General features: G+C 48.0%; 9 protein-coding genes and 1 tRNA gene. 7 read left to right on the forward strand and 3 right to left on the reverse strand.

All coding sequences use genetic code 11. The annotated features are described in order from the left end of the window. Positions 1-20: 20 nt before the first annotated feature. The 5 genes from K4H25_RS08755 (at position 21) to K4H25_RS08775 (ending at position 7,850) form a co-directional block, all read left to right on the forward strand. Positions 21-797, forward strand: coding sequence for an endonuclease/exonuclease/phosphatase family protein (locus K4H25_RS08755; protein WP_221020170.1), 777 nt, complete (start codon positions 21-23; stop codon positions 795-797). Next, positions 794-1,954, forward strand: coding sequence for a cardiolipin synthase ClsB (clsB, locus tag K4H25_RS08760; RefSeq protein ID WP_221020171.1), 1,161 nt, complete (start codon positions 794-796; stop codon positions 1,952-1,954). The genes K4H25_RS08755 and clsB overlap by 4 nt, the downstream gene beginning before the upstream one ends. Positions 1,955-2,204: 250 nt before the next feature. Continuing rightward, positions 2,205-3,596: a cysteine--tRNA ligase gene (cysS, locus tag K4H25_RS08765; RefSeq protein WP_221020172.1), complete on the forward strand. Its 1,392-nt coding sequence runs from the start codon at positions 2,205-2,207 to the stop codon at positions 3,594-3,596. Positions 3,597-3,805: 209 nt separating this feature from the next. Then, positions 3,806-5,623, forward strand: coding sequence for a M61 family metallopeptidase (locus K4H25_RS08770; RefSeq protein WP_221020173.1), 1,818 nt, complete (start codon positions 3,806-3,808; stop codon positions 5,621-5,623). 154 nt (positions 5,624-5,777) lie between these two features. Beyond that, the gene (locus K4H25_RS08775; RefSeq protein WP_221020174.1) at positions 5,778-7,850 is read left to right on the forward strand and encodes a putative bifunctional diguanylate cyclase/phosphodiesterase; all 2,073 of its coding nucleotides are present in this window, start codon (positions 5,778-5,780) and stop codon (positions 7,848-7,850) included. Positions 7,851-7,944: 94 nt separating this feature from the next. On the opposite strand, the gene K4H25_RS08780 is transcribed toward K4H25_RS08775, so the two are convergent. Together K4H25_RS08780 and K4H25_RS08785 are read right to left on the reverse strand one after the other, a co-directional pair. Then, entirely contained in the window at positions 7,945-8,826 is an 882-nt protein-coding gene (locus K4H25_RS08780; RefSeq protein WP_221020175.1) for a DMT family transporter, read from the reverse strand. 234 nt (positions 8,827-9,060) lie between these two features. Then, positions 9,061-9,843 (reverse strand): NUDIX hydrolase, encoded by a 783-nt coding sequence (locus K4H25_RS08785; RefSeq protein ID WP_221020176.1) that lies wholly within the window; start codon positions 9,841-9,843, stop codon positions 9,061-9,063. A 118-nt stretch (positions 9,844-9,961) separates the two neighbouring features. Here K4H25_RS08785 and K4H25_RS08790 point away from each other — a divergent pair, with 118 nt between their 5' ends. Together K4H25_RS08790 and K4H25_RS08795 are read left to right on the forward strand one after the other, a co-directional pair. Further along, positions 9,962-11,482, forward strand: coding sequence for a fumarate hydratase (locus K4H25_RS08790; RefSeq protein ID WP_221020177.1), 1,521 nt, complete (start codon positions 9,962-9,964; stop codon positions 11,480-11,482). Positions 11,483-11,576: 94 nt separating this feature from the next. Beyond that, positions 11,577-11,666: transfer RNA gene (locus K4H25_RS08795), tRNA-Ser, on the forward strand. Between the two features lie 174 nt (positions 11,667-11,840). Here the strand turns inward: K4H25_RS08795 and K4H25_RS08800 are convergent. Next, the gene (locus K4H25_RS08800; protein WP_221020178.1) at positions 11,841-12,296 is read right to left on the reverse strand and encodes a hypothetical protein; all 456 of its coding nucleotides are present in this window, start codon (positions 12,294-12,296) and stop codon (positions 11,841-11,843) included. Positions 12,297-12,298: the final 2 nt, after the last annotated feature.

Genomic DNA, 12,298 nt, shown 5'->3' on the forward strand with positions numbered 1-12,298 from the left:
ATTTTGAGGAGTATGCCGCTATGCCATTAAAAAGCAAAAATATATTGCGAGTTGCTTCTTACAATATTCATAAAGGCATGTCACCGCTCAACCAGAATTTTGTATTGCATGGCGTGCGTCATGCTTTAAAAGCGCTTGATCCGGATATTGTTTTTTTGCAGGAAGTACAGGGTCTGCACCATGATTTAGCCAAAAAAATCCATACTTGGCCGCTGGATGCCCAGCACGTGTATTTGGCTGGCGATGCGCTATTTTCTGCTTACGGTAGTAATGCCCATTATTTACTCGGGCATCACGGCAATGCTTTGTTATCGCGGTTTCCAATTTTGCATCGCAGTAATCACGATTTAACTTTGCACCGGTTTGAGCAACGGGGTTTGTTGTATTGTCAGCTGGATTTACCGCATTGGACGCAGTCTTTGCATGCTTTTTGTGTGCATCTGAATTTACGTGCCTCGGATCGGCGTAAGCAATTGCAATTGATGATTCGCGCCATTGCTGAGCAAGTGCCGCAAGACGCGCCGCTGGTGCTGGCGGGGGATTTTAACGATTGGCGCGGTGAAGTCAGCCAAGTGCTGCAATCTGAATTGGGCATGGACGAAGTTTTTCAGTCTTTGCATGGCGCGCATGCGCGCAGTTTTCCGGCCAGAATGCCGTTTTTCTCTTTAGATCGTATCTATACCCGTGGTTTTAGTATTGAGTCGGCCGAGGTTTTGCAAGGCGCGCCGTGGCGCAGTTTGTCGGACCACGCGCCTTTATTGGCCACATTATCTCTGGCTGGTGCTCCAAAGGTATGACGCATTACTTGGACGGACATCAGCTGACTTTATTGCGTGATGGCTTAGAGTTTTTCCCTGCGCTGCTGTCAGCGATTGATGCGGCTCAGTTTGAAATTCGCCTTGAAACGTATATTTTTGCGAGCGATGACATCGGCTTTGCGGTGGCCCGCGCGTTGATGCGCGCCGCCCAACGCGGCGTTCGAGTCGGCTTATTGCTTGATGGCTTTGGCGCTTATGCTTTTCCGGCCTCGCTGCGCCAAGAGATGCAGGACGCAGGGGTGCAAGTTTTGTTTTTTCGCCCCGAGGTGAGTCGTTTCGCGCTTAAGCGCTCACGTTTACGGCGCTTGCATCGCAAATTGTCTTGTTTTGATGGCCAGCTGGCGTTTATCGGCGGCATCAATATCATTAGCGACGATGATGGTCCCGGCATGGCGCCGCGCTACGATTATGCCGTTGCCGTCAAAGGGCCGGTGGTGCTGGAGATTGAGCAGGCCTTGCTGCGTGAGTGGCAGTACACCGCGTGGATGCAATTTAAAAAATCAATTTTTGCTCGTATACAGTGGCCATTGCCGACGGTAGCAGGGGATGCTAAAGCGCGCCTGGTGGTGCGAGATAATGCGCGCAATCGGCATGCAATTGAAAAAGCTTATTTGCAAGCGATTGAAGCGGCGCAATCAGAAATCATAATCGCCAACGCTTATTTCTTACCCGGTCTGCGTTTACGCCAAGCTTTGATGCGCGCTGCTAAGCGCGGCGTGAAGGTGGTGCTGTTGCTACAAGACGAGCGTGATCATGCCTTGCTGCAATACGCCAGCTGGGCGTATTACCGTGATTTATTGCACGCCGGCGTCGAGATTTATCAATATAAAAGCGGGTTTATGCATGCCAAAGTGGCGGTGATTGATCAGGTCTGGGCCACCGTGGGGTCAAGCAATATTGATCCATTTAGTTTATTGCTGGCGCGAGAGGCGAATCTTATTGTTGAGAATGCGTCTTTCGCGCAGCAGCTGCGGGCTGATTTGCAATACCGTTTGCAGCGTGATGCGCTGCTTATTTTGCCCGAGCATATACATCAAGCCAGTTATTTACGCCGAGCTGTGGTGTGGACTTGTTACGGTCTAGTTCGACTCTTGCTCGGGGTTTCGGGCTACGGTGGGCGAAAATATCTTGAATAATTTCGTTTTTGTTGGCGTAAAAGCGCCAATCAATGTGCCGAGCTCGGGTTGCTGGCGCTACCTTATTGATGGTTTGGCTGACATATTAAGTCGAGCTGGTACACATCGACGCTGGCGTAAGGTGATGCGTGTAAGTAATTGATCGCATCACGTTAAAGCGCAGGTGAAGTTTGAATTTTTCAGTAAACAGCGTTGGGCGTACTCGGTAGCTTTGGTAGAATGACGGACTAAATCCAATTACGAGCCCTTTATGATCACTTTGTACAATACCTTGGCCCGCGAGAAGCAGGAATTTAAACCGATGACGCCCGGCATTGTGAACATGTATGTTTGCGGGATGACGGTTTACGATTATTGCCATATTGGCCATGCGCGGATGGTGGTGGTGTTTGACGTTATCACGCGTTGGTTTCGTGAGTCGGGTTACCAAGTGAATTATGTGCGTAATATCACCGATATTGATGACAAAATCATTCGCCGTGCCGCAGAAAATGGCGAGTCGATTCATGCGCTCACCGAGCGCTTTATTGCCGCGATGAATGAAGACTTTGCTGCGCTGGGGATTATTCGCCCAGATCATGAGCCCCGTGCCACTGAGCATATTCATGGCATGCAGTCGATTATTGGCCAGTTGTTTGATCGTGGTTTGGCGTATTCAGCGCCCAATGGCGATGTGTATTATTCGGTGCGCAAATTTCAAGGTTACGGCAAATTATCGCGTAAAAATTTAGATGATCAGCGTGCCGGTGAGCGCGTCGATATTGACGAAAATAAGCAAGATCCAGCGGATTTTGTGTTGTGGAAAAGCGCTAAAGCTGAAGAACCTAAGGAAGTGAAGTGGGCTTCACCGTGGGGTAGCGGTCGGCCCGGTTGGCATATTGAATGCTCGGCAATGAGCTGCCACCATTTGGGCGAGCAGTTTGATATTCATGGCGGTGGTGAGGATTTACAGTTTCCGCATCATGAAAATGAAATCGCCCAATCGGAGGGTGCGCACGGCCATCCTTATGTTAATTACTGGCTGCATAATGGATTTATCAATGTTGATAATGAAAAAATGTCGAAAAGCCTTGGTAATTTTTTCATTATTCGTGACGTTTTGGCGCAATACGACGCTGAAGTTTTGCGCTTCTTTATTTTGCGCGCGCATTATCGCAGCCCACTCAATTACAGCGACGCGCATTTAGACGATGCTAAAAATGCCTTAACGCGTTTATACACCACGCTAAAGTCGATCCCTGCTCAAACCGTATCCATTGATTGGTCACACCCGATGGCGGCGCGTTTTAAAGCGGCGATGGATGATGATTTTGCCACCACCGAAGCGGTGGCGGTGTTGTTTGAATTGGCCTTGCAAGCCAATAAACACGGCGCTACTGAGCAAGGTATTGCTGCGGCGAGTTTGTTAAAAGCGTTGGCCAATGTGCTGGGTTTATTGCAGCGCGATCCAGAAGCGTATTTGCAAGCGGGTAGCAGCGATAGTATTTGGCAAGCGGAGCAAATCGAAGCGGCAATCGCGGCGCGTAAAGCGGCGCGGGCGGCCAAAAATTGGGCCGAATCGGATCGAATTCGGGATGAATTGGCCGCGGCTGGGATTGTGCTGGAAGATACGGCGCAAGGCACTGGCTGGCGTCGAGAGTAATCTTGGTAGTGCTGGCGCGGTAAATGACCGCGCCAGCCCACAAACTGATTTAAAGTGATTGATCGCCAGGTAACACTTGGCGATCATTTTTTTTTGCAAAGGTCTGTTGTTTCAAGAAATCGTGACTAGCTAGGCCGTTCAATGCGAGCCGCATTGAACGATTGGCTTGAATAAAAGACGCAACACCCATTTTGAGGTCGCTATTAATCATGAGCATCCAATACAAAATTACCCCCCACTCTAACGCCGCGCATTTGTTTGCGGTTGAACTAACGATTGAGCAGCCTGATGCGGCAGGGCAGATCGTGCATTTGCCAAGCTGGATTCCGGGTAGTTATTTGCTGCGTGAATTTGCCAAACATATCGTCAGTATTGCAGCCGAGTCGGCCGGTGTTCGCGTGCCGCTAACGAAGTTGGACAAATCGAGCTGGCAGGCGGCTGTGGTTACAGCGCCGTTGCGGGTGACGTATCAAGTGTATGCCTTTGATTTATCGGTACGTGGTGCGTATTTGGATCATGAACGCGGCTTTTTTAATGGCACTAGCGTTTTCTTAGCTGTGGCAGGGCAAGAAGATCAATCCTGCAGCTTAACGATTGTTCCGAGCCAGAACAGCGCTTGGAAAGTGGCAACCAGTCTGCCTGCGCAGCAGGTCGATGCTGCTGGTTTTGGTCAGTATCTGGCGCAAAACTATGATGATCTGATTGATCATCCGGTTGAAATGAGTGATTTTTCTCAAGTCGAATTTATTGCGGCAGGGGTGCCGCATCGCATGGTGATTGCGGGGCGACATCAAGCCGATTTACCGCGCTTGGCGCAAGATTTACAAAAAATCTGCGAGTATCAAATTCAATTTTTCGGTAGTCCAGCGCCATTTAAAGATTATTTATTTCTGACTCTGGCGGTGGGCGAAGGCTACGGCGGTTTAGAGCATCGCGCATCGACGGCTTTAATTTGCAATCGCAGTGACCTGCCTAGGGCGCATGAGGTAGAGGTTAAATCGGGCTATCGGCAATTTTTGGGCTTATGCAGCCATGAATATTTTCATAGCTGGAATGTGAAGCGCATTAAACCCGCCGCTTATGCGCCGTATGACTTAAGCCAAGAGAATTATTCGCGGCTATTGTGGGCGTTTGAGGGTGTTACCTCGTATTACGATGATTTATGTTTGCTGCGCGCTGGGGTGATTACAGAGCAGGCCTATTTGGACTTATTGTCGCAAACCATAAGCAGTGTTGAGCGGGGGTATGGCCGTCTAGTGCAGAATCTAGAAGACGCCAGCTTTGATACCTGGATTAAGTATTATCGACCAGATGAAAACAGCCCCAATGCGCTAGTGAGTTATTACACCAAAGGCGCGCTGTTTGCACTGTGCCTAGATTTAACCATCCGCCAAGCTACCCAACAGCAAAAATCGTTGGATGATGTGATGCGTGCATTGTGGCAAGAGTATGGCATGACCTTCGAGACCGCTGGCCGCGGGATTGCCGAAACCGAGTGGGAAGCTTTGGCCCAACGGGTAACCGGTGTTGATTTGTCAGATTTATTTGAACTGGGCTTACGCTCAACTGCGCCGCTGCCATTGCAAGCATTGCTCGCCGATTTAGATATTGTCTGGCAACAAAGGGCGGCTGATTCTGCGCAAGATCGGGGTGGGTGGCTAGCACAACCGGCCGCGCCCAAGTTGAGTCTATGTGCTAAGACGGCAAGTGATGCGATGGGGGTGAAGTTGCTCAATGTGATGACGGCCGGTGCCGCAGAACAAGCGGGCTTGGCGGCGGGGGACGTGCTGGTGGCGATTGATGGCTTGCGAGTGAACGCCAGTCAATTTGACGCCATGCTGGCTACTGCCGCGCAAGGCGCTGACTTGCCGGTGCGCTCGCTTGAAGTTCATGCCTTTCGCCGTGATGTGCTGTTTAGGTGCCAAGTAACGCCACAATGGGCGGCTTTGGATACCATTGGTTTACAGGCAAACCCAGTAGAAAACCTAGGCAAATCGAAAGCTAGAAGAAAGTGGTTGATTGGTTAGATTTCACGTAACTTTCTTTGCGCGCCGCAGCAAATCGGTCTATTACTTAAACTCGATGAATGTAAATTGAGTTTGAGGCGCCATTTTGGACTTTCGCACAAGATTAATTAATCAATTTAGGGGAGCAAGAACCAAAGTTCTATTGGTTTTGCTGTTGCTGAATTTGTTAATTTCAATGGCTTTGTCTGCGGCGCTGTATGTATTTTTAAATACGGCCTTAATTGCCGAGCTTGATGGTCGTTTATTGTCTGCAGCGCGAGCGATTCCCTTTGTTTTACCCGAAGATTATCTAGATCGTGCCCTTAGTGGAAAATCGGTTTCTAGTGCCGATTATGAGCGCAATGTACTGCAGTTAAATCGCTATGCCGAGCAAGTTGGCGTGCGCTATTTATATGTATTGGCGATGGAACAAGGTCAGGTGCGTTATTTGGCCGACAGTGCCAGTCCATCTGAGGTGAAAGAGGGGCGCTATGGGCATTATTTGCAACCGTATGCCGATCAGGAGCTGCGATTTAAGGCCGCGTTAGACAGTGGAAAAACTTATTTTGGCGAGGTGAGGGATGAATATGGCGTTTTTCGCTCCATCGCCATGGCGCTGCCACGCAAGGGCGGCGGTTTTTATGTTTTAGCGGCTGATATCTCGATGGAATCGGTATTGGCGCAGCAAAGTCAGCTTAAAGTTCAGGCTGCTTTGTGTTGTTTATTGTTGTTTTTAATGGGTGCAGGCGTGGCATCTATTTTGGCGAATAAAATGACCGCACCATTACGGCGGTTTTCTTTGGCGGTGCGCCGTTTTGCTGCGGGTGAATTTGATGTCCGCATGCCAATTCATCGGCATGATGAATTAGGTAGCTTGGCGTCGGCGTTTAATGCCATGGGCGACGCGATTTCGGCGCGCGAGCATTTATTACGCCAGTTAGCATTTACCGATCGATTAACCGGCTTGCCCAATCGCGTGAAGTTTGCTGAAGCCTTAACCGTGGCGCTGAGTAAAAATCCATTGTGGCTGGCGGTGGCGATGATTGATTTGGCTGATTTTCGTTATGTGAATGATGCGTTTGGTTTTGAAGCGGGTGACCGTGCTTTATGCATTATCGCGGATCGATTTTCTTTGCTGCAAGCTAACCCAGTTCGGTTGGTCGGTCGAGTGTCGGGCAATGTGTTTGCTTTATTGCTCTCGGCTGAGAATGAATCGCAAGTTCAGCCGCAAATGCGGCAAATAGAAGAATCCTTATCGGCGTCGCTGTTATTGGGTGAACAAAAAATTCATATTGCGATCCGCTCGGGTATCGCCATCTTTCCACAGCATGCCAATACCACCGAGGGCTTGTTGCGTCATGCTGAAGTGGCGATGTTTTTTGCCAAGTTAAACCGAGAAGGCAGTGTTTTATATGATCCTTCGCGAGAAGAAAATCGTTTAAGTCAATTTACGCTGTTGGGTGATTTGCGCGAAGCCTTGCAAGAGAATCATTTAGTGGTGTATTACCAGCCCAAAATTAATGTGGCCACTGGGCAGGTGAATGCCGCTGAGGCTTTGGTGCGGTGGCAGCATCCGAGTCGTGGTTGGATTTCTCCAGGGCTGTTTATTCCATTTGCGGAAAAAACCGGTAAATTACGCGGCATTACTGAATGGGTGCTGCACGAAGTATTGCGTCAGCAAGTCGCTTGGCAGCAAACCGGACTGCGCTTACTGATTTCAGTGAATGTGGGGGTGAGTGATGTCGAGGATGTACAATTTGTCGATTTTGTCGAAGCGCAGCTGATTAAGGCGGGCGACGCGGCGAATCTTTGTCTTGAAATCACTGAAACCGGTGTGATGCATAAGCCCGACGTGATGTTACAAAATCTTGCTCGCCTACGTGCCCTCGGCGTGCGCTTATCGATTGATGATTTTGGTACCGGTTATTCGTCTTTTGCTTATTTGGCCAAAATGCCAGTCAATGAATTAAAAATCGACCAAGTGTTTGTGATGTCGATGAATAGCACCTTTGAAAGCGTCTCTATTGTTCGTTCCATGATTGAAATCGGCCATATCTTGGGGCTAAAAGTCGTCGCCGAAGGCGTGGAAACCGTTGCGATCTGGCAAGCACTGGCGGTGATGGGGTGTGACGAAGTGCAAGGTTATTTGATTGCCGAACCCATGAGTAGCGCTGCTTTAGTGAACTGGCTAGCCAAAGCGCCACACCTGCCTGCCGAGCTAACGCCACCGAGCATGTCGAATTTTTAAACGCCTTTAAAGTCTGATGTTCTGGCCGCAATTTATGGTTTTTATTGAAATGGGATGATTGTAGGAATCACTTTTCCCGTGCTAATTGAATACGTTATTTATTACAAAAATAGATGCCTGTAATGGCGATGATGCCGCCGAGCAACATGGAAATACTTAAGTTTTCACCCAGAATCAAAAAACTAAGGATTACCGCAGATAGCGGATTGAGCGCAATAAATCCGCCGGCTTTTGTAGCGCCAATGCTTTGTATTCCGTCGTAATACAAAATATAAGCTATAGCCGATCCAATGACGCCAAGATAGACCAGACTCAATATTTGTTTTTGCGTGATTAAGGTCATGGCTGAAATGGTATCTCCGTCTTGGAAAATAAGCGCCATAAATAACATGCCCGTACCTGCAACCACAGAATAAGTCACGGTATGAATTGGGCCAATTTCCAAAACTATTTTTTTTGCAAATACCGTATAGATTACCCAACTGATTACACAGCCCAAAATGAGTAAGTCGCCTTTCCATAGTTCGCTGTTTGAATTAGAAATGGTGCTTTTGCTGAGAATAACTGTTATCGCGCCAACTACACAGCCTATGATTCCTATCAGATTGATTCGAGATATTTTTTCTTTTTCAATAAAAAAGGCGGTTAACGCAATTAATGCCGGATTGAGGGCAACAATCAGAGAGGCTCGTGAAGCATCGGTATAGTGCAATCCATAAAAAAAGAAAATGTTATACGAAAATACACCGAAGAATCCAAGTGTAATTAATCTAAGTATTTGTGATTTTGATAGTTCAATAATTAAATTGTTTTTGATGCTAATGATGATGATTAATGTCATACTTGCTAAGAAAAATCGCAGGCAAGCTGATAATAATGGGGGCACATCTGCAGATAGATAGCGACCGGCAACAAAGGTGCCTCCCCATATCAATGAAACCAAAGCTAGCTTGGAATAGGTGGCATAAATAGACATGGTTTATATTCCTGTCGTTCTATTTGTTAACGTTTTTATGCTGTTTCGCGGAAGGAGAAAATTTTTTTATATATAATTTTTGAATTAATTGGCTGATTTTTATTTTTTAGCTATCTTGCCTTAAATTTTTGTTTTTGAATTAATAAATGGGTGGCTAGATTGGTTTTGCGTTAATTACGCGACACGCTAATTAGGTATTAGCGTTGAACTAGGGTTTTATTTCAATCACAAACACTAAAATTGCTGCCGCTGTAAAAATCGAGCGGTCACCACGCCTGCATCCCAAGTCATTTGCTGAAGTTTGTTTGTCGCTTGCTCTGGCGACATACGATAAAAAGCGGCGACTTCGCCGTCTTGATTGTTCGGTGTAAAATCGGTCGGCAACGCTAAATCAAAGCAATACAGTAGTTCGCGGTGGGTGCCATCGATTTCGTTGCGTTGCATAAGGATAGTTTCTTGCAACACCAGCGTATTGCTTAATTGAGCATTAAAACCCGCTTCTTCAAATAATTCACGTATCGCACAGTCCTTAGGCTCTTCGCCAAGGGGTATGCCGCCAGCGGCCATATTGTCTAATCTGTCTGGGTCAATACTCTTGGTTTTGGCACGCCTTGCAATGCATAAGCTGCCATCGGGGTAGTAGCCATTGATGTGCACTGCGCGGCTGAGTAGGCCAAAGCGGCGAAAAGCGGCGCGCTCTAATGCCCATAAGGGCTGAGTAAAATCGGCTGCATTATTCAAAATCGGGGCGTAAACCCCGTATTGTTCATTACGCCAACCTTGGATTAAGCCTTGTTGTTGCAGTATTTTGGCTGCTTGGTACATGGCTTGTGCGGGCTGCGGGCTGTCAAGGTAGAGTGTTTGCTGACTGATTTTCCAGTCTTGAGTCTGACTACATAATATCGATGCGATTTCCGGCTCAACCCAGCCCAGCTGATTTAAGCCGAAATAAAAAGGTAGTAATCCCGCAGGGTTAAACACTGGTTGTTGCGCAAGGTAGTGGGCGATCGTTGGCATCTTGAACTCTAAAAATTAATTTTAACGATGTAGGTGAAATATCTAGCAGACCGATGATCGGTAGTGCCGCAGGATACGCTACAATTTGGGCGTAAAACTGGACCCTACGGAGCATATAATGAGTAAGATTCGCCAAGACGATCTCATCACCAGCATTGCCGATAGCTTGCAATACATTAGTTACTACCACCCTAAGGATTATATCCAAGCTTTAGGTCGGGCTTATGAATTAGAAGAAAGCCCTGCTGCTAAAGATGCGATCGCGCAAATCCTAACCAATAGTCGCATGTGTGCCGAAGGTCATCGCCCCATTTGCCAAGATACCGGCATTGTGACGGTGTTCGTTCGCGTTGGGATGGACGTGCAGTGGGATGGCGCGACGATGGGCGTGACGGACATGATTAACGAAGGCGTACGCCGTGCTTACTTGCATCCCGACAATAAATTGCGCGCGTCGATTTTGATGGATCCGGCAGGCTTACGTAAAAACACCAAGGACAATACGCCAGCCGTGATTCACTATGAAATCGTGCCGGGCTGTACGGTGGAGATTGATATCGCAGCCAAGGGCGGCGGCTCTGAAAACAAAACCAAATTTGTCATGCTTAATCCTTCCGATTCGATCGTCGATTGGGTGTTGAAAACTGTGCCATTAATGGGCGCAGGCTGGTGTCCACCAGGCATGTTGGGGATTGGCATTGGCGGCACAGCCGAAAAAGCCATGGTGATGGCCAAAGAAGCGTTGATGGAAGAAATCGACATTCACGAATTGATCGCTCGTGGTCCGCAAAACCGCGTTGAAGAGCTACGTGTTGAGCTGTACGAAAAAGTTAACGCGCTAGGCATTGGCGCGCAAGGTTTGGGCGGTTTGGCCACGGTGCTGGACGTGAAAATTAAAGACTACCCAACGCATGCCGCTAGCTTGCCAGTGGCGATGATTCCTAACTGTGCGGCAACGCGCCATGTGCACTTTACGCTTGATGGCTCAGGCCCTGCGGTATTGGAAGAGCCTAAATTGGAAGATTGGCCCGATGTAACGTGGACGCCGTCCAGCGCCGCCACCCGAGTGGATTTGAACTCGGTTACGCGCGAAGAAGTGGCGACATGGAAACCCGGCCAAACGCTGTTACTTAACGGCAAAATGCTGACCGGGCGCGACGCAGCGCATAAGCGCATGGTCGATATGCTCAATAAAGGCGAAAAACTGCCGGTTGATTTTGCTGGGCGCTTTATTTATTACGTTGGCCCAGTTGATGCCGTGCGCGATGAAATCATCGGACCCGCCGGCCCAACCACCGCCACACGCATGGATAAATTTACCGAGCAAGTACTCGCAGAAACTGGCTTACTGGGCATGATTGGTAAAGCCGAGCGCGGCCCAGCAGGGATTGATGCGATCAAAAAACACCAATCAGTGTATTTGATGGCCGTTGGCGGTGCTGCATACTTGGTGTCAAAAGCGATCAAAGCCAGCCGTGTAGTGGGCTTTGCTGATTTGGGGATGGAAGGGATTTACGAGTTTGATGTCGTCGATATGCCCGTCACGGTCGCTGTGGATTCGAATGGCACATCGGTGCATGCAACAGCACCAAAAGAGTGGCAAGCCAAAATTGGCAAAATCCCAGTCGCTGAAGTGTGATTTAAAATGGGCAGCAGCGAGCGCTGGATTTGAATTAATCCCGCGCCGCGCTTGCCAGCAAGGGATGGGTTCGGTATGATTCGGCCTCTCTTGCGGAGAGATGTATGAGTGGTTTAAGTTAGTCGCCTGGAAAGCGGCCACAGGTTAATCCCTGTCGGGGGTTCGAATCCCCCTCTCTCCGCCAAGAATTAAAGCTAAAGCCCTGATTTATCAGGGTTTTTTTATTGACTGTTATTTGTGGTGTACCATCGAGTGTACCACTTGATTTTGGCTTCAATAAGTTGTTATTGGCTTATCTTGGACATTTGGCGCTCGGGAAAGTAAAGGCTATAGGGATCAAGTGGCCTTGTCCCGCTACTCACAAGGTCATTTGCATTACGTACCTAAGTCGCTCAGGAAGATGGGTCGGTTTCGTAGCTTCCATTTTTATTAAAAGCTCAATAATTTCAGCTCTGCTTAGTGAGTACTGAATAGCTAGTCCATCAAGCTTGGCAATTGTGGACTCAGGAAGAATGAAGTTGTACTGTTTCTTACCCTTGAGATTTTTTCGGTATTGCTGTTGGTGGTATAGTTTCTTAACACCATCTAGCCAGTGTTTCTTCTCATCCAAGCTCAAACTTCTGCTATCCATGTATGCCAAGAGATCATCATGATTGCAGAACGATATCGGTTGCAGTGTATAAAAAATTGATTGCGTCTGTTCTGTGAATTTTTTAATGGTAAAGTCTTGAGCTATTTTATATCGCAGTTCTTGATTCTCTTGTTTAAACCAATCAAAAATAGCTGTTGAGGCGCATTGAATATTAACCAGCAAAA

It is taken from the genome of Deefgea piscis, from assembly GCF_019665785.1.
Classification (GTDB): domain Bacteria; phylum Pseudomonadota; class Gammaproteobacteria; order Burkholderiales; family Chitinibacteraceae; genus Deefgea.